The 25,156-nt window shown below is 67.8% G+C and carries 23 protein-coding genes and 1 pseudogene; 3 read left to right on the top strand and 21 right to left on the bottom strand.

Annotation, left to right across the window (positions count from 1 at the left end):
- Positions 1 to 31: 31 nt before the first annotated feature.
- From tnpC to F0U60_RS34935, 14 genes and pseudogenes are all read right to left on the bottom strand, one after another.
- Entirely contained in the window at positions 32 to 1,252 is a 1,221-nt protein-coding gene (gene tnpC, locus F0U60_RS35000) for an IS66 family transposase (protein WP_395825209.1), read from the bottom strand.
- A complete protein-coding gene (locus F0U60_RS34995) occupies positions 1,197 to 1,700 on the bottom strand; it encodes a transposase (RefSeq protein WP_395806400.1) in 504 nt (167 codons plus the stop codon). Before F0U60_RS34995 ends, tnpC begins: the two co-directional genes overlap by 56 nt.
- Positions 1,701 to 1,736: 36 nt before the next feature.
- A complete protein-coding gene (gene tnpB, locus F0U60_RS34990; protein ID WP_395804316.1) occupies positions 1,737 to 2,108 on the bottom strand; it encodes an IS66 family insertion sequence element accessory protein TnpB in 372 nt (123 codons plus the stop codon).
- Positions 2,102 to 2,479, bottom strand: a complete 378-nt coding sequence (gene tnpA, locus F0U60_RS34985; RefSeq protein WP_395804338.1) for an IS66 family insertion sequence element accessory protein TnpA — start codon at positions 2,477 to 2,479, stop codon at positions 2,102 to 2,104. Before tnpA ends, tnpB begins: the two co-directional genes overlap by 7 nt.
- Positions 2,480 to 2,548: 69 nt before the next feature.
- Positions 2,549 to 3,433: a hypothetical protein gene (locus F0U60_RS34980; RefSeq protein ID WP_395806399.1), complete on the bottom strand. Its 885-nt coding sequence runs from the start codon at positions 3,431 to 3,433 to the stop codon at positions 2,549 to 2,551.
- Between the two features lie 642 nt (positions 3,434 to 4,075).
- The gene (locus tag F0U60_RS34975; protein WP_395806398.1) at positions 4,076 to 4,672 is read right to left on the bottom strand and encodes a hypothetical protein; all 597 of its coding nucleotides are present in this window, start codon (positions 4,670 to 4,672) and stop codon (positions 4,076 to 4,078) included.
- 697 nt (positions 4,673 to 5,369) lie between these two features.
- A complete protein-coding gene (gene hrpA, locus F0U60_RS34970; protein ID WP_395806397.1) occupies positions 5,370 to 9,080 on the bottom strand; it encodes an ATP-dependent RNA helicase HrpA in 3,711 nt (1,236 codons plus the stop codon).
- Between the two features lie 705 nt (positions 9,081 to 9,785).
- Positions 9,786 to 10,274, bottom strand: a complete 489-nt coding sequence (locus tag F0U60_RS34965; protein WP_395806396.1) for a DinB family protein — start codon at positions 10,272 to 10,274, stop codon at positions 9,786 to 9,788.
- Between the two features lie 81 nt (positions 10,275 to 10,355).
- Entirely contained in the window at positions 10,356 to 11,855 is a 1,500-nt protein-coding gene (locus F0U60_RS34960; protein WP_395806395.1) for a methyltransferase, read from the bottom strand.
- A gap of 46 nt (positions 11,856 to 11,901) precedes the next feature.
- On the bottom strand, positions 11,902 to 12,771 hold the full coding sequence (locus tag F0U60_RS34955) for a helix-turn-helix domain-containing protein (protein WP_395806394.1): 870 nt from the start codon (positions 12,769 to 12,771) through the stop codon (positions 11,902 to 11,904).
- A 117-nt stretch (positions 12,772 to 12,888) separates the two neighbouring features.
- Positions 12,889 to 13,779, bottom strand: a complete 891-nt coding sequence (locus F0U60_RS34950) for a sterol desaturase family protein (protein WP_395806393.1) — start codon at positions 13,777 to 13,779, stop codon at positions 12,889 to 12,891.
- A 47-nt stretch (positions 13,780 to 13,826) separates the two neighbouring features.
- Positions 13,827 to 14,585: a helix-turn-helix domain-containing protein gene (locus F0U60_RS34945; protein WP_395806392.1), complete on the bottom strand. Its 759-nt coding sequence runs from the start codon at positions 14,583 to 14,585 to the stop codon at positions 13,827 to 13,829.
- A 763-nt stretch (positions 14,586 to 15,348) separates the two neighbouring features.
- Positions 15,349 to 16,692, bottom strand: a pseudogene (locus tag F0U60_RS34940) (RCC1 domain-containing protein).
- Between the two features lie 908 nt (positions 16,693 to 17,600).
- Entirely contained in the window at positions 17,601 to 17,762 is a 162-nt protein-coding gene (locus tag F0U60_RS34935; RefSeq protein ID WP_395806391.1) for a hypothetical protein, read from the bottom strand.
- A gap of 306 nt (positions 17,763 to 18,068) precedes the next feature.
- On the opposite strand from F0U60_RS34935, the gene F0U60_RS34930 reads away from it, so the two are divergent.
- Positions 18,069 to 18,512, top strand: coding sequence for a RidA family protein (locus F0U60_RS34930; RefSeq protein ID WP_395806390.1), 444 nt, complete (start codon positions 18,069 to 18,071; stop codon positions 18,510 to 18,512).
- Positions 18,513 to 18,549: 37 nt separating this feature from the next.
- Here F0U60_RS34930 and F0U60_RS34925 read toward each other — a convergent pair whose 3' ends face one another.
- Positions 18,550 to 18,693, bottom strand: a complete 144-nt coding sequence (locus F0U60_RS34925; protein ID WP_395806389.1) for a hypothetical protein — start codon at positions 18,691 to 18,693, stop codon at positions 18,550 to 18,552.
- A 140-nt stretch (positions 18,694 to 18,833) separates the two neighbouring features.
- On the opposite strand from F0U60_RS34925, the gene F0U60_RS34920 reads away from it, so the two are divergent.
- The gene (locus F0U60_RS34920; RefSeq protein ID WP_395806388.1) at positions 18,834 to 19,382 is read left to right on the top strand and encodes an isochorismatase family protein; all 549 of its coding nucleotides are present in this window, start codon (positions 18,834 to 18,836) and stop codon (positions 19,380 to 19,382) included.
- Between the two features lie 28 nt (positions 19,383 to 19,410).
- On the opposite strand, the gene F0U60_RS34915 is transcribed toward F0U60_RS34920, so the two are convergent.
- The 6 genes from F0U60_RS34915 to F0U60_RS34890 form a co-directional block, all read right to left on the bottom strand.
- Complete coding sequence (locus tag F0U60_RS34915; protein ID WP_395806387.1) at positions 19,411 to 20,289, bottom strand: metal ABC transporter permease; 879 nt, start codon at positions 20,287 to 20,289, stop codon at positions 19,411 to 19,413.
- A complete protein-coding gene (locus F0U60_RS34910; RefSeq protein ID WP_395806386.1) occupies positions 20,270 to 21,088 on the bottom strand; it encodes a metal ABC transporter ATP-binding protein in 819 nt (272 codons plus the stop codon). The genes F0U60_RS34915 and F0U60_RS34910 overlap by 20 nt, the downstream gene beginning before the upstream one ends.
- Positions 21,075 to 21,920 carry a hypothetical protein gene (locus tag F0U60_RS34905; protein WP_395806385.1) on the bottom strand — a complete coding sequence of 282 codons (846 nt, stop codon included), beginning with the start codon at positions 21,918 to 21,920 and terminating at the stop codon, positions 21,075 to 21,077. The genes F0U60_RS34910 and F0U60_RS34905 overlap by 14 nt, the downstream gene beginning before the upstream one ends.
- A gap of 3 nt (positions 21,921 to 21,923) precedes the next feature.
- Entirely contained in the window at positions 21,924 to 22,847 is a 924-nt protein-coding gene (locus F0U60_RS34900) for a metal ABC transporter substrate-binding protein (protein WP_395806384.1), read from the bottom strand.
- Positions 22,848 to 22,871: 24 nt separating this feature from the next.
- Complete coding sequence (locus tag F0U60_RS34895; protein WP_395806383.1) at positions 22,872 to 24,191, bottom strand: zinc-regulated TonB-dependent outer membrane receptor; 1,320 nt, start codon at positions 24,189 to 24,191, stop codon at positions 22,872 to 22,874.
- A 69-nt stretch (positions 24,192 to 24,260) separates the two neighbouring features.
- On the bottom strand, positions 24,261 to 24,674 hold the full coding sequence (locus F0U60_RS34890; RefSeq protein WP_395806382.1) for a hypothetical protein: 414 nt from the start codon (positions 24,672 to 24,674) through the stop codon (positions 24,261 to 24,263).
- Between the two features lie 127 nt (positions 24,675 to 24,801).
- Here F0U60_RS34890 and F0U60_RS34885 point away from each other — a divergent pair, with 127 nt between their 5' ends.
- The gene (locus F0U60_RS34885) at positions 24,802 to 25,143 is read left to right on the top strand and encodes a Rieske (2Fe-2S) protein (RefSeq protein ID WP_395806381.1); all 342 of its coding nucleotides are present in this window, start codon (positions 24,802 to 24,804) and stop codon (positions 25,141 to 25,143) included.
- Positions 25,144 to 25,156 lie beyond the last annotated feature (13 nt).

Below are 25,156 nucleotides of genomic sequence, written 5' to 3'. Positions count from 1 at the left end.
CCGCCGGTCTGCCGACGGGGATGGGCGGTGCTCAGGTCGCGGCAGAAGAGGTGGAGGGCGTCTGCGAGGCAGCCGCGCGCGCGGCCTTCCACATGGGCGGCAGCAGTTCCTCGAGACGGCGCTGCGGCCAGCCCTGGGCGAGCTTCTCCAGCACGTCAGCCAGGTACGCCCACGGCTCCACCCCGGCCAGCACGCACGTGGCCACCAGCGTGTACACGCACGCGGCGCGCTCGGCTCCCGCGTCGCTGCCGGCGAAAAGGTAGTTCTTCCTGCCGACGGCAATCTCCCGCAGCCGCAGCTCCGAGGCGTTGTTGTGCAGCGGCAGGCGCGCGTCCTCCATGAAGCGCGTCAGCGACTTCCACTGGTTGATGGCGTAGCGGCACGCCCGTGCCAGCGGACTCTTCGGCGGCTCCCGGTTGTAGACTTCGGCCATCCAGCGCCCCAGTTGCTCCGTGACAGCGCGTGAGAGCGTGTCACGCCTGCGCAGCCGCTCGGTCTCCTCCACCTGCTGCTCGTCGGCTTCGCGCTCCACCTCGAAGAGCCGGCCGATGAGAGAGAGCGGCAGCGCCGCTCGTGTGTCACCGGCGTCCAAGGCCTCGACGAAGTAGCGACGGGCATGGCTCCAGCACCCCACCTCCACCGCGGTGGCGCCCTGGCGGGTAAACAGCTTGTCGTAGCCCTTGTACCCGTCCACCAGCAGCCAGCCCTCACGCTTGTCCAGGAAGGACAGGGGCCCTTCTTCCTTCCAGTCCGGCGTGTAGACGAAGGCCGCCCAGGTGGTGTCCCCCAAGTACACCCACATGTGCCCGCGCTTGAGTCCGTTGGGGTGCTCTCTGTCGAGCACCTTCAGGTGCGTATCGTCGCTCTGCAGCACGTGCGAGGCCAGCGCCCGTTGGGCCACCTCCCGGGCCAGCGGCTGGAGGGTGTCGGCGCCCGCGGCCACCCAGTCCGAGAGCGTCGAGGTACGCAGCTGCACGCCATGGCGCGCGTAGATGCCGCTCAGCCGGTGCAGCGGCAGGTGGTCCTTGAATTTGGAGACGAGGACGTGGGCCACCAGGCCCGGTCCGGGCAATCCCCCCTCAATCACCCTGTCGGCGGGAGGCGCCACCACCAGCCCGTCACCACACGGCCGGCAGGCGTACTTGGGCCGTACCTCCTCAATCACCTTGAAGTGGCCAGGCACCCACTCCAATGTCTCACTCTTCTCCTGGCCACAGCACGTCTTGTCCCGCCCGCATGCCTCGCACCGCAGCGCCTCGGGCGGGGCTGGTGGACGCGCTGCTCGCGCGGCAGGCTGGAGGGCAGCGGGCGGCGCCCGTGCCCCTTGCGCTCCTTCTTTCGCGATTCCTTGTGGGGTGGCTTGGAGGGCGGCGTGGAGCCCGCCGCGACGCCTGCGTCCCCGGCCTGGGCGGCGCCGCCTCTTGGGCCCCGGCGTTCTGCTGGCCCAGTTGCTCCAGGAACAGCGACAGTTGCTCGGCGGAGAGCTTCTCGCTTTGGCGGCCAAACCGCTGGCGCAGCGCCTTGCGCAGCCGCAACTCCAACTCGGTGTTCTTCTCCACCAATTGCGAGAGCAGGCCCACCACCAGCTCAATCACCTGCTCGTCCTGGCCCTCGGCCAGCAGCGTGCGCAGCAGCGCCGCCACGCCGTGTACGTCCGTCGTCTTCTTGCCGGGAGCCGCGCCGCTCATGTCCCGGGACATGAGCCATGACCCGGACCCAGGACGCAAGAGGTATTCTCAAGCAACCGACTTCTCAGGTGGGGGCTGCCAGCGAGGCCGGCGGACACTGGCCTTCAAATCAATCCCCTCCAGCAGCAGGGTGAGCTCCACCGCTTCCAGGATGACGGCGCCCGTGTCCTCCGGTAGCGGGCGCGGCAGGCGGAAGCTGCCCTTCTCCAGGCGCTTGGAGAAGAGGCAGAAGCCACCGGAGTGCCACCACAACACCTTCACCATGTCGCGCGTGCGGTTGAAGAAGACGAAGAGGTGTCCACTCAGCGGGTCCTCTCGCAGGACCTGTCGTGCCAGCAAGGACAGCCCGTCGAAGGACTTGCGCATGTCCACCGGCTGGCTCGCCAGGTGGATGCGCACCGAGGAGGGTAGTGTCAGCATGCTTCCTCCAGCGCCCTCACCAGCCGCGCCAGCGCGTGCGCGTCGAAGCCCGGCTCCACTCGGATGCGCCGGCCCCTGGCCAGTAGCACCTCCATGCTGGCTGTGCCCGGTGCCCCACGTGCTTCTGGCGAGGGCGGCGCCGTGACGTGCACCGGGACGAACGAGAGCGCCGGGCCCGCCTCCCCGGCCCGCCGCTTCTTCCACCACCTCAGCCGCTGTGGCGTAAGCCCATGGCGGCGGGCGAACTCCGCCACCGACAGCCCGCTCGCCTCGTAGGCCTCCAGCACCGCCTGCGCTTCGGCCTCCGTCCAGTAGTTGCTTGCCGCCGCCCTCGCCAGCGTTGCGTCCACTCTTTCCGTGTTGCGTCCCATGTCTACACCTCCTGGAACGCGACGCTGAACGGCTCCTCCCTCACGCGGAAGGTGTGGTCCACCGAGCGCTTACGTCATCGCTGTGTTGTGGCCCGGATCGGGCTTGCCTCCAAAGCATTTTTTCTGAATCTCCCACCGCTTCTCCAGAACTCTCTTCACGGCGTCAAGACGCAGCCGGATCCTGGAGCACGGCACCTTGTCCAGCTTCTTTTTGTTCTTCGTGTTGGGCACCTTCGGATCGGAGCGAGGGATTTCGTTGGTGAGCTGATCCTTCTCCGCTTCAAGCTTGTCGAGCAGGCTGTTCTTGCAGGTCTGGTTCGGGTAACGCGGAATCCGGTCATACTCCTCCACACTGGTGTAGGGCTTGCCCGTCGCCGGATTGGTCTCAGTCCGCCAAGAGGTGGGAACCTTGACCGCCGCAACCGGATCCGAATCAAAGTCAGGCACGACCTCCTCTGCTTCCTGACGCTCAAATTCCTCCATGAGCCGCCGTGACTCCTCCGCTACGTCCAGCAGTCGCGCCTCGTACTCCCGCTGAGCGTCGACCCACTCTGGGCGACGGTCGATGTCCGGCCCGGCGGTGCTGGAGGGGTAGAGCAGGACGAGGCCCACGAGCAACGGGCCCACCCGGGGGAGGAATTCAGCCAACGTCCTGGCGCGTCCCGCCTGCGCGACGCCCTCCGCCCCCCTCACCACCTCGGCGGCGTGCCCGCTCGCTTTCGCGGCGCGCGAGAAGCGCTCGAAGGCCCGTTCGGCTGCGGTGAGCTTGCGATCTAACTGTTTCCACTGACGCGGCTCGATGTCTTGGCGTGCCCGAGATAGCAAGGCCCTGGCCTTGTCCAGGTCCGCCTTTCCAATCCACGACCGAGCCGGTGTCGGCTCCATCGGCGAGGAAACGAGCCGGATGCGCGGGCCCGAGGTGGGAGTCGACGTGAAGGCATGGGGCCGTGGCATCGACTGCGGGGCGGGCGCGCTCGCGCAGGCTGAGGCCAAGAGCAGAAGTACAAGGCAGGCTCGGAAACGCATGGGGTCCTCCACTCGAGCTAGGACCTGGAGGGTCCTGGCGGGGCAGCTCGGAGTATCGCGGGGTGCCCTGACAGCTACGAACGAGCGCGCCGGGGGAACGGAAGGGGGTCAGGGTTGCCGCAGCCGCAACTCGGGCCAGGGCGAGCGCGAACGCAGCGGGCAGCCCATGCTCGGGGGCGGTGCAGGCTCTAAGCGCCCGGACATCAATTCTGTCTACCTCCTTCTCCCCCGGAGAAGTAGCGCAGCATGAGCCTCACGCCCGGAGGTGTACAACATTCATGTCCGGGGGCTTAGGGCGCTAGGTTGCACTGCCCCGTGGGCCCCGGCCGGTGAAACGGTGAGGCGCGCACCTGGACCGCGCCAGGAGGCTCCAGCGGTGCGGCTGCTGGGGCTCGGGACTGGTTAGGGGAATGAGCAGGGCCGTCCTCGCTGCCGTTAGAGAGCTGATGCCATCAGCCGCAGCAACTCCGGTAAGGAACTCGGCAGTGGGAGCCAGCTGCACGCTCAGGACGGACACAGGCGCGGCAAGCCACACAGCCCGGGATGGTCTAGCGACGGACTGACGGGTCTTTACCGTACCTGCTCGTCGTTCACCGGCACGGACACCATTCCGTCCCTAGAGGCATCGGGGCAGTGGGAGTGGATAATCACCATCAGCAGCCTGACGTCCTCCAGCGTGAGTCGCGCGGGGAGCCGGAGATAGGCCCTGCCAGATTGCAAGGGCAGTGCGTGTTCCGCCATCAGCGAGTCGTCACTCGCTTCTGGTGAGACTGTTGCCCGCTGTTCCATTCCTTTCCGTCGCCGTGGCGCTTGGCCTCGCGAGTCACCGCCAGTTCGAATCGTCAGTTTCGGCCGGTATCCGCGAGGATCGGCAGTCCACCCTTCGAAATCGCGGAGCAATCGTTGGACTCTGCTGATGTAGGTTCTCGCGGTGTCCCCACTGATACTGCCCGCTTTGTTAACCATCCGAACGAACATCTGGTTCGCCAACTGCTCGCGTACGTACCGAAGGGTCTTCAGTTCCTCATCGGAGAGCACGCTGCGAATGGCATCGGCGGCGACGCGTGCCAGTCTCGCGACGTTCGCGTTGTAGAGTCCCAGTTGCTGGGCTTTCGTTATCCACTCGATGGCCTCATCTAGGGTCTTTTGATCGCCGATCTCTGTCATTTGTCCCTGACATGATTATCGGTAACGTCGCAAACGAGCTATGGTGCCGATGCCCGCTTGGTCGCAGAGCAGACTGCTTTAAGCAGTTCCAAGCGGGACTGGTGGGCACGTCGAGGGTGTGCCTCTCGCCTGCGGTGCTATCCTGGTCAGGCTCGCGTTCGCAATTCGCTACGTGCCCATGAACAGCGTCCTCGTCGTGGGGCGGTGGGCTGACTGCGTGACGCAGGTGAGGTGGAGCATCGTCAAGGGGGTCAATCTTCCTGTCGCCTGACAGGCAGCCCGACCCGTGAAGCGAGCGTCAGTCCGTAGCGGCGCTCCCCGTGAGGCGTAACTGTTCGCTGTCCCCCGTCCCTGCGGGCAAGAAAACTCCACTCAGCGCCAGACGGGGTTCGGCGAACTCATACGCAGGCCCCGCCATGTTGCACGTATGTCGCAGGAGCCTGCGGAATGGCCTGGAACAGGACGGGACAGCAGGGGACGCGGCGGGATAGCGACTCCCAAGCATTCCGGGCGGTTGCGAGGTAAGGGCGCGATTCTGCTGGGAGTTTCGCACCGCCCGGCGCGGGTTCGATTCCCGCCGCCTCCACACTCAGAAGCCCAGCAATCTCACCGGGTTGCTGGGCTTTTGCTTTGCCCTCGTTTCCGCATGTGCCCTCAGATGCCGAGGCGCTCGTCTCGGCCGCGCAGCCGCTCGCTGCTAGCGCAGCGCCGCGAGGGCAGCGCCGAGCTTCGCCACCGTCACCGACACGGGCGTCGTCACCTCCGGGGCGAAGATGGCCACGCGGAGCTCCTCGAAGGCCCACCGCAGCTCCCGCGCCGCCTCCTGGTCCCGCACGGTGGCGCGCCTGGCGAGGAAGGTCTCCCACAGGGGGGTGAAGGGCGCGGCCTTCCCTGCGTCCTTGCCGGGGTTCGCCACCGCACGCGCCAGCCGGGCCTGGGCCGCGCGGAGGTAGCGCGGGTAGTCCAGCAGGCGCGGGAAGGGAATCCACTCGATGAGGTTCGCGGGGAACAGGTGCCCGAGCTGCGAGCGGATGTCCCGCACGGCCGCCGCGCCGCTCGGCCCCTTTGATGCTGCCTTGAGTGCAGCGAGCGTCGCGGCGAGCTCCGAGGAGGTGACAGCGACGGCGTTCGCCCAGTCCCGGGCCACACGCTCGATGCGCGGTGAGCCCTCATGGACGAGCGCCTCGAAGGCCGCCTTCGTGCGGGGCAGCGGCGCGCCCGGTGCGAGCTTGAACGCATCGTCGACGCTGCGTGCGAGGACGAGCGCCCGGAAGGCGTCGGCCTGGCCCCGCGCGGGCGGCGCGCCGTCCAGGGACGGGAAGGGCGGCGGCATGCGCGCGGCGCTGACGGCCACGTGTCCGCGCGCGGCGAGCATCAGGAGCCGGCGGACCCCCGTGCGCGTGGCCGCGTCGGCGGCGGCGGCGGTCTCGAGCAGCACCAGGTCCACGGCAGCACCCCGGTCGACGAGCGCGGGGTAGCTGCGGACCTCGAGCCCACCGACCCGCCGGGTGACCACGGGGGGCAGCTCTCCGAAGGTCCAGGCCGTCAGCCCCTTGCGCTCCCAGTCCGAGGCCGGTGCCGCGCTGCGCAGCGCCGCCCGGGCACGTCCCCCGTGTTGCTCGAGCAGCGCGTCGACGTCGCGGCTCCGCGCGAGCTCCTTTCCCCGCTCGTCGAGCACCCGGAGCGTGATGCGCAGGTACGGCGCCACGGCGTCCGCCCGGAAGGACTCCTCGGGCAGGTCCACGCCGCACAGCCGGGACACCGCACGCGCGAGCGCTGGAATCATCGGCCCGCGGAAGGGCACCAGCTCCTTCTCGAGACGGTCGACCAGGTCCGGTACCGGCCCCAGCTGCTTGCGCTGGGCGCGGGGGACCTGCTCGAGCAGGGCGGTGAGCTTCTCCCGCTGCCACCCGGGGATGGTCCAGTCGAGCTCTCCCGGGACCAGCTGGGCGAGCAGCAGCAGCGGCACGCTCAGGGTGATGCCGTCGTCCTCGGCCGCGGGGTCGAAGGTGTACGTCACCGGCACGGACGCGCCGTGCAGGGTGATGGCGTCCGGGTAGTGCGCCGGGGACAGGCCCGGGTCGTGCGCGAGGGCATCCTCCATCGAGAGGACGAGCACGTCGGGGTCGGCCGCCTCGGCCTTGCGGCGCCAGGCCTCGAAGCTCGCCCCGTCCGTCACGTTCGCCGGGACGCGCTGGTCGAAGAACGTCAGCAGCGCCTCGCTGTCGAGCAGCTCGCTGCGCCGGGCCTTGTCCCGCAGGCGTGCCACGCGCTCGAGCACCTGGCGGTTCTTCTCCTGGAACGCCCCCCGCGTGCGGTACTCGCCGCGCACCAGGGCATGCTCGAGGAACATCAGCCGTGCCCGCTCGCTGTCCATGCTGGCCAGGGCCACGGGGCGCTCCTTGTAGACCTGCAGCCCGAAGAGGGTCGCGCTCTCCTTCACCACGGCGCGCGCGGACTTCTCCGACCAGTGCGGTTCGGAGTGGCTGCGCTTGAGCAGGTGGGGGGCCGCCGCCGCGAGCCACTCCGGGTCGAGCTTCGCCACGGTGCGCGCGAACAGCTGGGACGTCTCCACGAGCTCGAACGCCATCACCCAGGCAGGGGGCTTCTTCGCGAGCGCCGACGAGGGGTGCACCACGAAGCGCGTCTGCTTCGCGCCCGTGTAGTGGCGCTGCTCCGGATTCCACTGGCCGATGCGGGACAGGAGCCCGGTGAGCAGCGCCTGGTGCAGGGCGTCCCCGCGCGTTGGGGCGCCCTGGCCCTTGCGCGGCAGGCGCAGCTCGCGGACGGTCTCCTCGAGCTGGCGCTGGACGTCCCGCCACTCGCGTACCCGCAGGAAGGACAGGAAGTTGTCCCGGCACACGCGCCGCAGGTGGGACGTCCCCCGGCCCTCGGCCTCGCGCACGAACGCCCACAGCTTGAGCAGGCCCGTGAAGTCCGAGTGCTCGTCTCGGAAGCGCCGGTGCAGCTCGTCCGCCTTCTGCGCGAGCTCCCGTGGCCGCTCGCGCGGGTCCTGCAGGTTGAGCGCCGCGGCGACGATGAGCACCTCGTCCAGGCACCCGTACTCGGCGCCGGCGAGAATCATCCGCGCGATGCGCGGGTCCACCGGGAAGCGCGCGAGCTGGTGCCCGAGCGGCGTCAGGGTGCGCTCCTTGCCCTCGATGGCCCCGAGTTCCTCGAGCACCCGCCAGCCCTCGGCGATGGCCTTCGGCTGGGGCGGGTCGAGGAAGGGGAAGTCCTCGACGTCACCGAGGCCGAGGGACTTCATCCGCAGGATGACCCCCGCGAGCCCGGTGCGCTTGATTTCCGGGTCGGTGAAGGCGGGCCGCGTGGTGAAGTCCGCCTCGTCGTAGAGGCGCACGCAGATCCCCTCGCGCACGCGGCCGCAGCGCCCTTTGCGCTGGTCGGCGCTGGCCTGGGAGACCGGCTCGATGTGCAGGCGGGTGGTGCCCGAGCGCGGGTCGTAGCGCGACAGGCGCGCCACCCCCGTGTCCACGACGTACACGATTCCCGGGAGGGTGACCGACGTCTCCGCGACGTTGGTGGCGAGGATGACCCGGCGCTCGGGGATGGTGGCGAAGACGCGCGACTGCTCGGCGGCCGACAGGCGCGCGTACAGGGGCTGCACCACCGTGCCGCGGAGCTCGCGCGCGTTCAGGGCATTCTCGGTCTCGCGGATTTCCCGCTCGCCGGGGAGGAACACGAGGACGTCCCCGTCCGGGTCGAGCGAGAGCACGTCGGCCACCGCATCGGCGACGGAGTCGGCGAGCTCGGCGTCCTCGGGGGGAGGCTCGTAGAGCACGTCCACCGGGAAGGTACGGCCCTCCACCTGGATGACCGGAGCTCCCCCGAAGAACCGCGAGAAGCGCTCGGTCTCGATAGTGGCCGAGCTCACCACCACCTTGAGGTCGGGGCGCCTGGGGAGGATGCGCTTGAGCCACCCGAGCAGGAAGTCGATGGTGAGGCTGCGCTCGTGGGCCTCGTCGAGCACGATCGTGTCGTAGCGTCTCAGGAGCGGGTCGCCGTGAATCTGCGCGAGCAGGACGCCGTCGGTCATGAACTTCACGGCCGTCCGCCGGGACGAGCGGTCCTCGAAACGAATCTGGTAGCCGACGTCCGTGCCCAGCTCCGTGCCGAGCTCGCGTGCCACGCGCGCCGCCACGCTCGTCGCGGCGATACGCCGGGGCTGGGTGACGCCAATCTGGCGCGGGCGGCCGCGCCCCATGGCGAGCAGGACTTTCGGCAGCTGCGTCGTCTTCCCCGAGCCGGTGGCCCCCGCGACGATGACGACCTGATGGGCGGCGATGGCCGCGGTGATGTCCTCCACCCGGCTCGAGATGGGGAGCTCGGGGGGGAAGTGCAGGATGGGCAAGTCGCCGGGGATGGGGACGGGTGAGTCGCCGGACATGGTGGCAAGGCCTAGCACTGAATCGCACGCTCCGCCCAGACGAAGCGCGTGGGCGCCTGCTCGCCCTGCGTTCCTGGAGGGATTCTCCCTGCACGCCAACACGCACCTGCATGCGAACGACAGGCACGGACTGAAAGCTGCCCTTTGCTGCTGCCACCCCAGGCACCTGCCAGGGGACCTGCCAGGGGGGCCAGCGCAGCAGGCGCTGTGGGAGTGACGCACGCCGTCGCGGCCAGGCAGAGGCTCTCCTTCTGTGGGCCCGCCTCCGTCCCCGCTGAGGGAGCTCGAACCCGGTGACCACCAGGCTCAGGAGGACGAGCGCGATGGGCACCAACAGCGCCTTGCGAGGGGCGAGCATGGCTGCGACGGCGCCAGCCAATACCGTTCCCCAATTCCTCCTATATCACGTTGGAGGATTTCCTCCAGGGGTCAACGAGATGATGGTCAGGCTGTTCCGCCAGCACATGCCCAACCATGCGCACATTTGGACGTCTCTAGGCGTTGCCGCTCTCGGAGATCCGACGATGCGCGTCGAAATCCGCGTTACGGCCATTGTTCCGTGAGTTTCGCCTCGTAGAGCGGCGCTGGCCCAGCGCTGCTCTACGAGCGCTCTCCGAAGGTCTGTATCACCCAATCGATGAACACCTTCAGCCTGGTATTCTGATGTCGATTGGGTGGGTAGATGACATGGAAGGGACGGGCGGGTCAGGCCGCCGCTTCGAGGAAGTCCGTCATTCGGTCATGGTTGGGCGCGACGCCGTTCTTCTGGAGAAAGATGCCTGCGTTCCCTCGGTGATAGGTTCCATGCAGGCAGACATGCAGGATGATCTCGCCGCGCGTCATGCGCCCCGGCGTTCCGTTGGTGAAGACGAAATCCACCGGTTGATCGAAGTCGGATGCCGACAGATTGCCGACATAGGAAACGTACCAGTCGTCCACGTCCCTCGTGCCTTCGGCGAGCTTCCGGACATCGGGCGGTTGTTCCGAGCGCGGCGCGCGGAACGCGTGCGGCAGCCCCATCAGATGATGCTGGAAGACCCGATCGACGACGTATATATGATCGAGAATGCGCAGGAGGAGCGTCGCGTCCTGGGCGTCCAGCCGACCGAAGTCCTGGGCAATCACTTCGTAGAGACCGCGATCCGCCCACTGTTTGTAGCGAATGAGGCTTGAATAGGGATGTTGTGAGTTCATGACTGTCTTTCCGGGGTAGCAGGGGGGCTTGGGCCTGTGGGTGTTGCGGCTCGGGCCGCAACACCACGCGGCCTGGGGAGGTCACCGCGTCACGGGCCTGTGCTGGGTGCCTTCCCCCGCGGTGATGGCCAGGATGGAGCTCCGTTCGAGCGCCTTCGCGGTGTGCCAGACTCCTCTCGGCACGAGGACGAACGAGCCCGGCGTCCGGAGCCTCACGACCTTCTCGCGCGGGCCCTGCTCCAGCACGAAGTCCACCGCACCGGAGAGCAGCAGCACGATTTCGTCCCCGTGGGGGTGCATCTCCCAGGTGCTCCAGTCCTCGTCGAACGAGAAGTGAGAGATGAGTCGTCCCCGCTCGAGCTCGGGATGTCTTCCCTGGCTCAGGTCGGACCAGAAGGACTCGGTGACCTCGATGGGCGTCGCGGTGCCTCCATCGCCCAGGTGGACGTACGTCGTGTCGATGGAGTGGGGTCCTGATCCGGCATTCATGTTCGGCTCCTCGCGCGGCGCGCCGCCGCCCTGGCGGCTCATGTTTACGGCCTCGAAGACACTGAAGATGCCATCGGACGTCGGGCGCACTCCGATGACGCGAAGGCCCGCCTGCTCGAGCAGCGCGCGGTACTCGGCCTCCGTGCGCTCCTTGCCTCCCGTGTTCACCAGCATGTTGAGATCGCTGAAGGCCATCATCCAGGCGAGCGTCCCGGGGAGGGAAGCGTCCGGAGCCGGAGCCGGCGGCTCGACCAGGACGAGGCGGTCTCGCGGCCCCATGGCCTCACGGCACCTCGTGAGGATTTGCAGGCTGCGCGCGTCATCCCAGGTGTGAATCACGCTCTTCAGCAGGAGCACCCCGGCCGAGGGGGGACGCGTGTCGAACAGGTTCCCCACGGTGAAGGACGCGCGCCCGGTGAGCCCGCGCTTCGCCAACAGAGCGAGCGCCCCGGCGCGGGCATGCTCCAGGTCGAAGACGTCACCTCGCAGATGCGGATGCGCCTCGAGGACCGCGCACAGCAGCTCCCCGCTGCCCCCGCCGACGTCCACGACGCGCTCGACACCGCCCCAGTCGATGGCGTCCACGATGCCGGGGGCAGCGTCCCGCGTGAGCTCGGCCATGGCCTGGTTGAAGATGGCCGCGGTCTCGCCATCCTTCGCCATGGCATCGAAGAGCTCGGTGTCGGAGGCGCGCGCCGCTTCACCGACCCCGGCGGCATGGCCGGTGCGCACGCAGGTGGTGAGCTGGCCCCACGTGCGCCAGACCCAGGCGCCTCCCATGAGCCTCGACCACGACCGGACCGAAGTGGGTGTATCGGACGCGAGGCACTGGCCGAGCTCCGTGAGAGAGAAGCGGCCCTCGCTCAGGCTCAGCAGCCCCAGGGCAACGAGCGCCTTCATGAGGCGCAGGGTCGCCTCCGGATGGGTGCCGAGCTTCCCGGAGACCTCGTGGCTCGTGGCAGGCCCTGCCGCGAGAGCGTCGGCGATTCCCAGTTCGGAGGCAGCGTGGATGGCCTGTGGCACCCACAGGCTGATGATGTGTTGCGAGAGCTGCCGGGAGGGCGGAAGGACGGGACGATGATGATTGGACATGGCCCGAACCATACGGAGCGCGGCCCCCTGCTGGATTGAAGGAAATTTACCTGTCCAGGGGCAGGCTCGGCGCCTCGGCCCCCACGGCTCTCAGCTCCGTGAGGGTCGTCCCCGAGAAGCGCCGGACCTCCCGGGCCAGATGGGCCTGGTCGGAATAGCCGAGATCGAGCGCGAGGTCGGCCCAGCGGCCGGCCCTGCTGGACTTGAGGTGCTGCACCAGGCGGTCGAAGCGGACGAGGCTGGCGTAGAGCTTCGGGGTCACGCCCACATGGTTGCGAAAGAGCGTGATGAGATGCTTGGAGCTGTAGCCGAGCTCCCGGGCGAGCTGGCGGATGTCCATGGCGCCTCCAGAAGCCTCGATTTGCCGGGAGGCCCATGCCATGAGCGCGGTGCTCGTGGCGGGCGTGGCGAGCCGCGCCTGGAGGAACTGCTCGACCAGGTCGAAGCGGGCATCCCACGAGGAGAGCGATGCCAGGCGCTCGCTGATGCATCGGTGCTCGCGGGGGAGCAGATCCGCGAGGGAGAAGACCTGCTCGGTCAGCTCGGACATCGGAAGGCCGAAGAAGAGCCGTGCGCCGATGGGCGTGAGGTCGAGCTGGAGGCCCGCCTGGAAGCCGTCGTGCTGGGTCAGGGCGAATTGCTCATGAAGGCCCGCGACGAAGCCGCCGGTGTAGCGGGAGGACTGGACCTCGCTTCCTCTCTCGAAGACCTGGATGGGCGGACCGAACTCGAAGATGACCACCACCCGGGGAGCGGGGAGCTCTCGGCTGAGGCTGCCCCCCGGCGTGACCTCGCTGTAGCCCCCCCAGCCTCGCACGTAAGGGCGCAGGCTGGGGAGGATGGGACGGCTGGCAAGCTCCCACCGGGACTGCCCGGCTCCACTGTGGATGACCGTGGTGCGTGACAGGTCGCTCATGGGAGTGGGAGTGTAACAAAAGTTCTCCCATCCCCTGAGGCTTGTGTCCCCCGTGTCGAATCCTTTGACACCCTCTCCGGCTCTCGTCCGACGGAGCGGCTCAACCGAGCTCCGCTGTCAGGCTTCCTTGCTGCCTCGAAAGGGCTTGAGTAGCTGTGCCCAGTAGCCCACCGGGAAGGCCGGCTCCTTGGCGATGCCGAGATCGTCCGAAGAGAACCGCTTCTCGGGCGTATAGGACCACGTGCCCAGCAGGTAGTCCCAGAGGTTGGTGAATAGACCGAAGTTGACGTCACCGACGCCCCCCCACTTGAGGTGGTGGAATCGGTGCCCTGCATTGAGGGCCAGCAGGTACTTCAGCGGTCCCACCGCATAATCCGCGTTCGAGTGCTGCATGAGGAGCTGCACGCACGAGAGTGCGGCGAGCGCTGACGCGACGCTCAAGGGAATCCCCATGAGTAGGAGTGGCGCCACGCCCACCGTCATCTCCAACGCCTGGTGGAGGGGATGCTTCATCAACCCGTTGAAGCCGTAGAAGCGCTTCACGGAGTGATGCACGGCGTGGAGTCGCCAGAGCGCGGGCACGCGATGGCTCAGCCAGTGCGTCAAGGTGACGCCGAAGTCGAACGCCAGCACCGCGAGGAGTACCTGGAGAACGAACGGCCATTCATGTGGCCACGCGTCGCGCATGGTCACCCAGCCTGAAAGAAGGGGCAGCGCGAGAATGGACAGGACATTGGAGACTTCGTTGACGAAGAAGTGAACGAGGTCTCGCCCGACGTCCCCATGGGGACGATTCCAGTCTGGCTCGTAGGGGATGGCGCGCTCCGCGAGGAATGATGCTCCGATGGCTACCAAGATGAGACCGCCAAGCCACAGCTTCGAGGCGCCGCCGCGGGCAAGGACCAGGGCTGCTCCGTTGACACCGAGGAGCATGAAAAGCGGGTAGCCCACGCGCAGTGCCTGGCGCGCCAGGCGCGTTGGAGGGGGTTCAAGGGGAGTTGTCAGCATGGGAGGAGGGTGGCATCGCCGCACCGCCGCTGACTTGGAAGAACTGGCTACTTTGTTGGCGCGAGCGGCTGCTCGCCGACCCACTCGATGCCCCGCGCAACCTCCGAGGGGGCAAGCCCGAACATGCGATGGAACGTATTGCTGAGGTGCGAGCTATCCGTAAAGCCCGCGACGTGAGCTGCATGAGTGAGGGTTGCGCCGCCTTGGATGGCTTCCGTGGCCCGACGAAGGCGAAGCCAGAGGATGTAGGGACGCAACGGGATGCCAACGCTGGTGGAGAAGAGATGTCCCAAGCGCCCGGCGGACAATCCTAGCTCCTGCGCGAGCGCTCTCTGGCTCACGTCCCCCGCCTCGATGCGGCTCGGGAGGAGTGCGACGAGGCGCTTTATCGCTGGGTGTACCGGACCGGGGAAAATTGCCTCGCCCACCAGCTGCACCAGCATATCTTCCACAAGTCGCGTCCAGTCATCCGCGCGCACCCACTCGGCTGGGAGCGGTACGCGAAGCAGCGGCGTCCCCGCCTGAACCCACGCTGCTGAAGCTTCGCCCACCGCGAGCTGCCGCAAACTGCGGCCTACCCGGTCGTCCGGGTCCACGAAGATGAGCAACGCACGCGTGGTCCCTCGCTCGATGCGATGTGGGGTGTCCGGAGGAATGATGGCCACCTGCCCCTCTGCGCGGCACCCACGTGCATCCACGAGCGGGAGCAGCCCCTCGGTGACGCGAACAATCTGAAACGCATGGTGCGAATGCTCCTGAGTGGGGCCAACGGTCCCCTGGTACGCGAGCCAGCGCGGGCCTATCATCGCACGGCCTACCCATCTCTGCTCTCGTGGCACTCCCGTCTTCTACCAGGACTGGAGCCCCAGGACAGGAGCTACGCGTTTGAGGCGACCGGCTCACACCGTGGCGTCGAAGCGCTCCATCTACAGAGCCAGGAGCTCCCTGACCGACCGGCCAACGAAGGCCTCCTGCGTATTCCGGCCAACGTGTTCCTTTGTCCCTGGAACCCAAGCACGGGCGGAACATCGCGCGTCTCCGTTAGCGGCGTATGCGTGGTTCGTGTGGATTTGTAAAGGCCGCGATCCTGCGGGTTTTCTGGCTTATTCCGCCCGGTCCAGACATAGGCATGAGCAGCAGCCCCCTGCGAGGAAGACGTTCGACTGCGACGTGTTCGCCTGCGTGAGATGTGGAGGCAGGCGGCGAGTCTTGGTGTACCTGAAGGAAGGGGAGGGGTGGGAGCGATTTTGGAGCACCTGGGATTGCCCCTCTCTGCGCCCCCGCTGCCCTCGACATTGCCCCCATTCCTCTTATGCGCAGAGGTGATGGGCGCTCCATTGAATGGCTATGTCCTGATAGAGCACCAGCTCGCCTTGGCTCGCCATTCCTTCCCTGGTTGACCTTCTGGAAGAAACACCTGCCATCGACCTTGAAAGGGGTGGGCCCAAGCCCCGGACATGGTTTCTGTCCACATCGGAGTAGGCGCTCAAGAAAGCGCGCCGACGCCTCAGCAGCCATCCTGACTTGGGTCGACAGTATCCGTGTCCGGGAGCTTGGTGCGGCATTACACTAATACAACAAAGAGCGAATGGCAGTCGTTGAGTACAGGGGGCGTCTACCATCACCAATCTGGCCCTGGTCGTTGTTGCCCCAGGCCCACACGGTGCCGTCGGAGCGCACCGCCAGCGAGTGGGAGGCGCCCGCGGCCACGGCCACCACCTAGTTCAGCCCGGGCACCTGCACGGGCACGGTGCGGTTGGACGTCGTGCCATCGCCTAGCTGGCCGGAGGAGTTGTCGCCCCAGGCCCACGCGGTGCCGTCGGAGCTCACCGCCAGCGAGTGGGAGGTGCCCGCGGCCACGGCCACCACCTCGTTCAGCCCGGACACCTGCACGGGTGTGGTGCGGTTGGACGTCGTGCCATCGCCTAGCTGGCCGGAGGAGTTGTCGCCCCAGGCCCACGCGGTGCCGTCGGAGCGCACCGCCAGCGAGTGGGACGTGCCCGCGGCCACGGCCACCACCTCGTTCAGCCCGGACACCTGCACGGGCACGGTGCGGTTGGACGTCGTGCCATCGCCTAGCTGGCCCTGGCCGTTGCTGCCCCAGGCCCACACGGTGCCGTCGGAGCGCACCGCCAGCGAGTGGTGGGAATCGCCCGCGGCCACCGCCACCACTCCACTCAGTCCGGCCACCTGCACGGGTGTGGTGCGGCGGGCCGTCGTGCCATCCCCCAATTGGCCGGAGGAATTGTAGCCCCATGCCCACACGGTGCCGTCGGAGCGCACCGCCAGCGAGTGGTAGTAGCCTGCGGCCACGGCCACCACTCCGCTCAGCCCGGCCACTTGCACGGGCGCGGTGCGGTTGGCCGTCGCGCCATCGCCTAGCTGGCCTTGGCTGTTGTTGCCCCAGGCCCACACGGTGCCGTCGGAGCGCACCGCCAGCGAGTGGGCGAAGCCTGCGGCCACGGCCACCACCCCGTTCAGCCCGGCCACCTGCACGGGCGTGAAGCGGCCGGTTGTCGTGCCATCCGCCAACTGGCCGTAGGCGTTCCAGCCCCAGGCCCACACGGTGCCGTCGGAGCGCACCGCCAGCGAGTGGTAGTAGCCTGTGGCCACGGCCACCACCCCGTTCAGCCCGGCCACCTGCACGGGGGTGGCGCTGCTGGTAAACGTGCCATCGCCTAGCTGGCCGTAGGAGTTGCTGCCTGCTGCCCAAACAGTGCCATCGGGGCGCAACGCCAGCGAGTAACCTCTGCCTGCATCGATACGGGCGCGAGCCTGTATCTCCCGCAGGGGGGAGCCCTGGGTCCCCTCCTCATTTGGTGCACCGGTGGACTGTCCGCAGCCAGCCACCAACAAGAAACCGAGCCAGGTTCCCAATAGTCTATTCATCCACCACGACGCACTACTTTGCATTCCGCACCTCCTGCCCATCCACGGGCATGATTGAGACAGCCGTGATTCCCCATATATAGAAACATCTGTTTTCTCTGCTACACAGCTACTTTTGTTACTCTGCTACACAGTTGCTTTCCCCTTGGCAAGTGGGTCGGAGGGCAGTGCCGCGGAGTGCAGGCTGCGCCTGGCCTCATCCGAGCACGTTGCGGCTCGTCAGCGTCCGGCGAGTGGCTCAGCTCTCGCAGCCGCTCGCTCATCGCCTTGTCCGCTCCCAGAGGCCTCATGGCGGAGGTCGACAATATTCCCGAGGTTTTACAATCCTTTCAGGTCGGCTGCCATGTAATCGCGTTCGGCGTTGACTCTCCGCTCGACAGTGCTTCCTCTTATGCGCCGAGCCGATGATGAGCCAGTCGCAGTCGAATTCCATCGTGGTCTCCCCCCACCGGGGATACGTCGGGCTCCTGGTCAAGGGGTTGTTTGCAGGCAGGGAGAAGTTCGGGGACTTGAATCCAGCCTGCATGGGTCCACCTTCTCGAGTCAGATTGCGCGAGTCCTGTCATCAGCAGGAGGCATGCCAGGGTCGAGGGGCGCTCCCAGAAAATCCCAAGTGCCGGATGTTCTTGAACCTCGGCATCCCGGTACCATCGACCAGGGCCGAATCCGGGCGAGTCCGAGGCCTGGTCCCCTGGTGACTCCAGTCATCACCTGGCAAGCCTTCACAGACCGATGGAGGAAGGTCGTCCCCCATGGATCCCCCCGTAAACAGGTCGGTTTGATGCCCGTGCCAGGGGCGCTCACCGCTTCTTCGGGGGGTGGTGTCAGTTGTCATCAGGGGGTGGATGGAACCTCCACCCCTCAGCGGCCTGGAGTTCGGTGCGAAGCCGCTGTCGCCGACCTGGAGACCCGAGAGGCCAACGGTCAGCCTGTCAGCCCAGGCGTGAGGCTCGACGAATCCAGCGCCGCCATCTGTCCCCGACACGCGGGGCGTAGGCCCGGTCGGCGGAGAGCGAGAGGGCCACCTCGGTGCCCTTCCCGACTTCGCTCCGGCTGTCCAGGCGCGCCCTGATCTTCTCCGCCCGCTCGCGCATGCCGCGAAGTTCCCAGTCCTACGAGCGAGTCGCCAGGCCCAATGCACCCGGCGAGCCAGCTTCAAGTTCTTGGAAAGAGTTGGCGACTCACAGGGATACCCGGTCTCGTTCCGTGGCTTGTGTCCCCCGTGTCGAATCCTTTGACACCCTCTCCGCCAGGTGAGGAGTTGAGGCGGGCGCGCATCGCCGCCCTGGCCCGGCGCATGCCGCGATGCCTCGTCGGAGGAGTGCGAGGCTCCCTCGGATGGGGGGTGCTGCCGGCGGTGGGGCCGTTCAGAATTCGGCTTCCACTCAGAGGGCGACATCATGAGCAGCTTGAATCGAAAGACCGCCAGCTTCGGGGTTCCTTGGGAAAAGTCGTATGGCTACGTGCAGGCCGTACGCTTGAACAACACCATCTACGTCTCCGGCCAGCTTTCGCACACCCCGCAGGGCGAGCTCGTCGCTCCGGCAGCGCTGGGCGCGGACGGCAAGCCCGCGGACTTCTCGACCATGGAAGCGCAGATGAAGCGCACCTACGAGAATGCCGAGGTGCTGCTGGCCGAACTGGGCGCGACCCTGGCGGACGTGGTGGAAGAAACGCTGTTCGTGCTCGACGTTCCGTCTGCCTTCGCAGCCAGTTCGAAGGTGCGGCCGCTGGTCTACAAGCAGGCGGTGCCGCAGGTTGCCAGCAATCTGATCGGCGTGTCTGCCTTGGCCTTCCCCGAGCAGCTGATCGAGATTGCATTCAGGGCGGAAGTCCAGGGCTGAGCCCGGCCGCGCGCTCGCATCGGCGAGCCGTTGCCGGCTACGCCGAAGCGCCCAGCGACGCCTGTGCCAGATGGGCGAGCTGGCGCGCGGCGACGATCAGCCCGTCGATGACGAACTCGCCCACGTGTTCGTCGTCTTCGGCGGCTGGAGGCTGCCGATGGCTGAGGCTCGTTCCGAACATGAGAGCGGCCGCCGGGAAGCGTCAATCCCTGGTTGTTCGGTGCGTCCACCTCCCGGCATCTCGGGGGGACGCGTGCGGCACGCTTGACGAGCGGGCGTGGCTTCGGGGAAGGCTGGGCTCCCACCGAGAGGATTGCCTTCATGCCCACCTTCCACCTCAAGAGAGACCAGGCCGCGCTACTCGTCATCGACATCCAGGAGCGCCTGTGCGCCGCCATGGAGCGGGACGCGCTGGATCGGATGATCAACCGCACCAATGCCGCCATCGAGGGCGCGAAGGCGCTCGAGCTGCCGGTGATCGTCACCGAGCAGTACCCCAAGGGCCTGGGGCCCACGCACTCGCTGGTGAAGATGCGGCTGGGCAACTACTCCGCGGTGGAGAAGCTCGAGTTCAGCGCGTGCGTGCCGGACGTGGCGACGCGGCTGGGCGAGCGCAAGCAGGTTCTCCTCGTGGGCATGGAGACGCACGTCTGCGTCTTCCAGACGGTGAGAGATCTGGCGGAGAAGGGCTTCACCCCGCTGCTGTGCGCGGACGCGGTGATGTCACGCAACGCGGAGGACCGGCGTGTGGGCCTGGAGATGTGCCGCGAGGCGGGGGCCCACATCGTCACGGTGGAGGCCGCGCTGTTCGACCTGCTCGGATGCGCGGGTACCCCCGAGTTCAAGAAGGTCTCCGCCGCGGTCCGTTAAGACGCGCGGTGGCATGGCGGGCGGGGCCTCAGCGACTCGCCCTGCCCAGCAGGAGCTGCTTCAGGCCCCGCACGACGAGTGCCAGCAGCACAATCATGCCCGAGAGCACCGTCTGCGAGGCACCCACGGGGAAGTTGTAGAAATAGGCGAAGAGGTAGCCGCCCAGGCCGGAGATGGCGCCGGCGATGGTGGCCAGCAGGAAGGTGCCCGGCAGCCGCAGGTCCAGCACCAGCGCGGCGATGGCCGACAGGGTGGAGAAGGCGAACACCGGCAGCGCGCCGAGGGCTCGCGCCGACACACCCACCATCAACCCGATGGAGATCATCAGCACCGCGTCGAGCGAACGCACGGGCAGCCCCTGCACCATGGCTCCGGTGCGATCGAAGCTGGCGAAGGTGAGGCCGCGGAACCACCACAGGTGGATGAGGAGTGTGAGGACGCCCACCACGGCCACGGCGATGAGCTGGGGTTGCTCGACCAGCACCGCCGTGCCGAAGAGGATGCCTTGAATGTCATGGGCCTCCTGGGAGATGCGGTCGCCCACGAGGATGGCCGCGCCGCCCGTGAGCGCATAGGCCAGGCCCAGCATGCTCTCGCGAGAGATGCGCAGCCGCGCCGGATCCATCATCAGCAGCAGTGTGGCCAGCAACGAGAGGATCACGGCGCCCAGCGTGGGCGCCACGTGCAGGCCCAGGTGGATCTCCGCGTAGAAGGCCAGCGCAACGCCCAGACCGGCCGATTGCGTCACCGCGGCGCTGACGAACACCATGCGCCTCAGCACCACGTAGACGCTGAGGAACCCGAGCACGCTCCCCGCGATGAGGGCGCAGAGCATCGGGTCCCGGAACAGCTCGAAGGCGTCCCAGAATTGTGCCCAGGAGGTGGTCTCAACCAGCTGCGGGTCCAAGAGGGTGTCCTGAAGGGGGATGATGGGGGCAGTAATCGTCGCCGTATTGGTGCCGGAAGGCAGGATGGCAGAAGACCGTGTTGGCGTCCCCAAGAACCACAGCCGGGGCCTCCCGGTCCACGAAGAGGAGCTGGTTGGCGAACTCGGCGGCCACGCGCAGATCGTGGCTCACCACCACCACGGCCAGGCGCTGCGTGCGCGCCAGCTCCGCCAGGCGCTGCATGGTCTCCCGCTCGGCCACGGCGTCCATGGCGGCGGTGGGCTCGTCCAGCAGCACCAGGTCCGCCTCGGTGGCCAGCACCCGTGCGAGCAGGGCGCGCTGCTTCTGGCCCTCGGATAGCTCGCGGTAGGGGCGGTTGGCGATGGGGCCGGCTCCGGCGGACTCCAGCGCCGCTTCCACCGCCGTCCGATCCTTGTGCGTGGAGAAGGGCCGCAGGAAGTTCCACCCGGACAGCCGTCCCCAGTGCACCAGCTCGCGCGAGCGCACCGGGAGCATTCCGTCGATGCCGGAGCTCTGTGGCACGTAGGCGCTCTTGACGTCCGGGCCAGAGCGGAACACGCGGCCGGACACGGGCTGCTGCAGGCCCAGCAGCGTCTTGAACCACGTGCTCTTGCCCGAGCCGTTGCGGCCGATGACGGCCAGGAAGGTGCCACGGCGCACCTGGAGGTTGATGGGGGGCAGCAGCGCCTTGCCCTGGTAGCCGATGACCAGCTCCTCGCAGCACAGGAGCAGGTCGGACCCGTGCTGATGCGCGGACGGGGATGGCGCCTGCGTTGGGGCGTGCTCACCGTGAGCCATGGGTCACCTCCGCTTCGGGGGAGACACTCGCCAGTCGCTCCACCAGCGCCGCGCGCGCCGCGGCGTTGGTTGTGGCATTGATGGTCACCACACCGTCCGAGTCCTGCGTCAGCGTGCTCCAGTCCACGACGTCGAAGAGCGCGGCCGTCAGCACCAGGTTCAGGTCCAGCTTCGTCTCCGGCGGATGCGACCGGTCCGAGGCCAGGTCCACCGTGCCACTGAACACCACCACTGGCTCGTCGCTGCCCGCGGCCGGAGCGAGGTCCAGGATGAAGCGGCGCTCGTCCGGGATGCGCGGCGTGGCGCGGCTGTCGCGCACGGTGCCTTCGAAGCGCAGCGACTCGACACCCCAGCGGCCCTGGGACACCTGCGTCTGGGGCAGTGCGCACTCCGGCTCGCAGCCCACCGCGCGTGTCTCAGGGGTCAGCAGGTTCAGGGGCTCGCCCACGGGGAGCGTCACCACGGTGCGCGAGCCTCCGCCACCGCCCATCTCCGCGGCCACCTGCTCGTAGGGGATGAGCGCCCCGTCATCGCGGTGGCAGTGGCCGCCGTGGCACAGCGAGTAGCCTGGAGGCGGATTGGCGGGATCGAAGCCTCCGCCCGAGCCACCTGCGCTGGCGATCAGCTCGATGTCGGACACCCGCATCGCGGCCGAGTCCACGCGCACCTGGTAGTCCGAGCTCAGCCGCTGGTAGCCATTCTCCGCGGCGCGCTCGGGGAGGGGCTCGTACGCGGCACGAACGGTGGGCTCCACCACCGCGAAGCCCTGGCCGGGTTCCCACGCGCAGCCGCCGAGCGTCAGGCCGCAGAGGAAGAGGAGAGCGCGGTTCATGGCTCAGGTCCCCTTTCCCTTGAGGCCGTTTTCGAGGCGCGTCACCAGTTCCTCGATGCGCTGGAGGTACGTCTGCCCGGCGCGGAAGTCGGCGCCGCCGGGGATGATGACGAGGGGAGCGGGGACCTTGCCCGCCACCAGCTTGGAGGTCGTGGACGGGTAGTACTCCTCCTGGAGGATCATCCGGGCCTTCTTCTGGCGCGCGAGCCCGAGCACCTGGGCCACGTGGGCGGGGTTGGGCGGGATGCCGGGCTTGGGCTCGAGGTAGGTGATGGCGTCGAAGCCCAGCCAGTCAGCGAGGTACGCAGTCGTCCTGTGGTAGGCGATGAGGGGCGCGCCCTTGAGCCCGGCCAGACGCTGCTGCCAGACGGGGATGGCCTTCTCCAGCTCAGCGGTGAACTTCGCCAGGTTGGCGCGGTAGGCGTCCGCGTTCTTTCCATCCAGGGCGATCATCCGGTCGGCGATGCCCCTGGCCACGGCCAGGCCCGCGCGCGGGTCATAGAGGAAGTGAGGGTTGCCCCCCGCGTGGATGTCACCCTGGCTGCGGTCCACGCGCGTGGTGGGGACCTCCAGCGTGCGGATGAACTGGAACACCTCCAGGTAACCAGGGCTGCCGGAGAGGATGCGATTGTTGCGGGCACCGTTCTGGAGCGTGGGCAGCCAACCCACCTCCAGCTCCAGGCCGATGGCGATCAGCAGGTCCGCGCGGTTGAGCTCGAGGGCGAGGTGAGGCCTGGCATCCACGAAGTGCGGGTCCTGCGTGGACGGGGCGAGCGAGGTGACCTGTACATGCTCGCCGCCCACGGCCTTGGCGAGCGCGGCGAGGTCCGACACCGACGTCACGACCTTTAGAGCAGCGCGGGCAGGGAAGGAGAGGAGGCAGAGGAGGGTGGCACTCAGGGCGGCCAGGAATCGAAAGGTGCTCATCGAAGACTCCGGAGCGAAAGAGGTTCAGAAGGAGTGGGCGCCGTGTGCGCCCATCACAACTTCGAGTGCGAGGAAGACGGAGTAATCCGGGCGATCGCGCCAGCCGATGCGGTCGGTCGCCCCCTGCAGGCGCAGGCGAGAGAACTCCGTAGGCCAGAAGGTGACGTTGGCGGAGAGGCGCTGTCGGTTGGCAGTCCACTCAGGGTCGAGCGGATCGTCCGCAAGGGCGCCACCCTGATTGCGTGTGGGGCTGCCGAACTCGTAGCGGCCGGCGACGGCCCAGCGCTGGGCAAAGCGCCAGAGAACCTGACCGTACCCGTTGAAGTCGGACAGCACGTCCTGGGGGGCCTGCCGGCGTCGGTAGAAGATCTCTCCCTGGAGAGTTACCTGCGTGGTGCTGCCCCCCGAGACGGGCCTGTACTTGAGGTACACGTCCGTGCCGAACACGTCGGTGCGGTTCTGGTAGCCGGTGGGGTTGGGTCCGTTGGCGGCTGACAGCCCCCACAGCAGCGACAGGTCATCCGACAGCGGGAAGAACTGCTTCACCGCTCCGGTGAACTGGAAGTCGAGGGGGGAGGTGACTCCACCGCCTCCACCGCCGAGGAAGCTGCGCGCCGTGGACTCACCGCTGGCATCGGTGATGGAGCCCACCACCTCCACGTACCAGGGCAGCGGGGTGAGCCAGGAGCCCTCCACGCCCAACCCGCGGTTGCCCTCGCCGCCGAAGATGCGGCCGATGGCGAAGGGCTGGTCCACGAAGTCCCACGAGTGTGGGTGCGTGGGGTTGATGCGGCCGAAGTGGGTGAGGAACTGGCCGGCGCGCAGCTGGAGGTTGGCGGGCAGGTTGGTGGTGGTGGCGTACGCCTCCTCCACCTCGACGCCGAACTGACTGAAGACGATGTTGCCCGTGAAGCGGAAGTACGGGTCCACCGCTGTGTTGAGCGACAGCTCCAGCTGCTGGAAGTTGAAGCCGCTGGTGGTCGGATCATGCCCTCCCGACTGTAGGGGCTCCTTCGCCGTGAAGGCCGCCGCCGCCACGTCGAGGATGAAGGCCAGATCCAGCCCGTGGACGTTGACGTTCGTCGGGGTGATCGTCACCCCGCTGGAGGACGAAGGGGCCGGGGTGGCCGGAGCAGGTGTGGAGCCCTCCTGAGCAGCCGCGGCGGCGTCCTTTCCGAGCGCCTCCTCGATGTCCTTCATGTCCTCGGCGGACAGGCCCGTGTCGGGCGCAGGCTCTTCGGTGGGTGTACCCGCGTCCGGAGCGGTCTGGGCCGACGCGGACAGGGAGAGGCAGAACGACAGACAGATGACGAGGCCGGCGAGCCGGCACGATGTGGGGGACACAAGGACTCCTCGAAACCAGACGTCCCGCGAAGAAGGCGGACGCCGCACCAGGACTTCGCTTCGACAGCGCTAGACGTGCGCTGGAGGCGATGCCTTGGGAGCGATATCGAGGACGGACAGCGAGGGCAGGGGCCGGGGCGGCGCGGTGGCCGGACGGCTCACCTCGAGGCAGGCCTGGATGACGGGCACGGCCTCGGGGGGGTGGAACTCCTCCCGCGCGCTGAGCGAGACGAAGGCGCACTCCTCGTGACGGAGCGGCCCCGCTGGGGTGGGTGGCAGCTTCTCGAAGGACTTCGCGTCCCGGAGCTGTGCGGAGAGTGCGTTGCCCCTGTTGGCCGAGGCCTCCTCGAAGGCGCGGTGCGTCGGGCAATAGCGGTGGACGTGCTCCTGCGCATGCACGAGGGCGAGCACCGGCTGGGCAACCCAGAGCGCCACCAGCAGCGTGGCGATGAGGTGACCAGCGATGTGTGCGCGGATTCGCATCAGGCAGGAAAACGGTAATTATTTGCTCTACTGGTACCTTGGAGGGGTGTCAAGGATGCGACGAGGGGCCCCCCCTCCTATTCACGTGGGGAGGGGCGCATCGCCACTGAAGGTTGAAGAGCAACCGATGAACGGACAGGCCGACGAGCACTTCATTCCCGTGGCGCGCCTGGGGGACTTGGACGAGCGAGGCCGGGCGGTGGTGGAGGTAGGGGAGGAGACGGTGGCGCTGGTCCGGGTGGAGGGACGGCTGTATGCCCTTCAGCAAGCGTGTCCGCACCGGGGCGGGCCCCTGTCGGAGGGGGACCAGGACGGGTGCCTCCTCTATTGTCCCCTCCACGCCTGGGCCTTTGATGTTCGCACGGGCGACAGCCCGACGAATCCTGGCGAGCGGGTGCGCATCTTCGCTGTACGTGTCATCGGGGACGAGATTCAGGTGGCGGCTTCGGGTAGGTTGCGCGCCCCCTGAAGTGCCTGGACTC

Source organism: Archangium minus (assembly GCF_044360475.1).
Lineage (GTDB): Bacteria > Myxococcota > Myxococcia > Myxococcales > Myxococcaceae > Archangium > Archangium minus.
This window is presented reverse-complemented; position numbering and strand designations above follow the sequence as displayed.

Excerpts from the sequence above, each read along its gene's own strand:
- F0U60_RS34930 (WP_395806390.1), top strand. The coding sequence starts at position 18,069 with ATGAGCAGCTTGAATCGAAAGACCGCCAGCTTCGGGGTTCCTTGGGAA.
- F0U60_RS34925 (WP_395806389.1), bottom strand. The coding sequence starts at position 18,693 with ATGTTCGGAACGAGCCTCAGCCATCGGCAGCCTCCAGCCGCCGAAGAC.
- F0U60_RS34995 (WP_395806400.1), bottom strand. The coding sequence starts at position 1,700 with ATGTCCCGGGACATGAGCGGCGCGGCTCCCGGCAAGAAGACGACGGAC.
- F0U60_RS34935 (WP_395806391.1), bottom strand. The coding sequence starts at position 17,762 with ATGCGCGAGCGGGCGGAGAAGATCAGGGCGCGCCTGGACAGCCGGAGC.
- F0U60_RS34950 (WP_395806393.1), bottom strand. The coding sequence starts at position 13,779 with ATGCTGACAACTCCCCTTGAACCCCCTCCAACGCGCCTGGCGCGCCAG.
- F0U60_RS34960 (WP_395806395.1), bottom strand. The coding sequence starts at position 11,855 with ATGTCCAATCATCATCGTCCCGTCCTTCCGCCCTCCCGGCAGCTCTCG.
- F0U60_RS34920 (WP_395806388.1), top strand. The coding sequence starts at position 18,834 with ATGCCCACCTTCCACCTCAAGAGAGACCAGGCCGCGCTACTCGTCATC.
- tnpB (WP_395804316.1), bottom strand. The coding sequence starts at position 2,108 with ATGCTGACACTACCCTCCTCGGTGCGCATCCACCTGGCGAGCCAGCCG.
- F0U60_RS34955 (WP_395806394.1), bottom strand. The coding sequence starts at position 12,771 with ATGAGCGACCTGTCACGCACCACGGTCATCCACAGTGGAGCCGGGCAG.
- F0U60_RS34905 (WP_395806385.1), bottom strand. The coding sequence starts at position 21,920 with ATGAACCGCGCTCTCCTCTTCCTCTGCGGCCTGACGCTCGGCGGCTGC.
- F0U60_RS34965 (WP_395806396.1), bottom strand. The coding sequence starts at position 10,274 with ATGAACTCACAACATCCCTATTCAAGCCTCATTCGCTACAAACAGTGG.
- hrpA (WP_395806397.1), bottom strand. The coding sequence starts at position 9,080 with ATGTCCGGCGACTCACCCGTCCCCATCCCCGGCGACTTGCCCATCCTG.
- F0U60_RS34885 (WP_395806381.1), top strand. The coding sequence starts at position 24,802 with ATGAACGGACAGGCCGACGAGCACTTCATTCCCGTGGCGCGCCTGGGG.
- F0U60_RS34890 (WP_395806382.1), bottom strand. The coding sequence starts at position 24,674 with ATGCGAATCCGCGCACACATCGCTGGTCACCTCATCGCCACGCTGCTG.
- F0U60_RS34945 (WP_395806392.1), bottom strand. The coding sequence starts at position 14,585 with ATGATAGGCCCGCGCTGGCTCGCGTACCAGGGGACCGTTGGCCCCACT.
- F0U60_RS34975 (WP_395806398.1), bottom strand. The coding sequence starts at position 4,672 with ATGACAGAGATCGGCGATCAAAAGACCCTAGATGAGGCCATCGAGTGG.
- F0U60_RS34980 (WP_395806399.1), bottom strand. The coding sequence starts at position 3,433 with ATGCCACGGCCCCATGCCTTCACGTCGACTCCCACCTCGGGCCCGCGC.
- F0U60_RS34910 (WP_395806386.1), bottom strand. The coding sequence starts at position 21,088 with ATGGCTCACGGTGAGCACGCCCCAACGCAGGCGCCATCCCCGTCCGCG.
- tnpA (WP_395804338.1), bottom strand. The coding sequence starts at position 2,479 with ATGGGACGCAACACGGAAAGAGTGGACGCAACGCTGGCGAGGGCGGCG.
- F0U60_RS34900 (WP_395806384.1), bottom strand. The coding sequence starts at position 22,847 with ATGAGCACCTTTCGATTCCTGGCCGCCCTGAGTGCCACCCTCCTCTGC.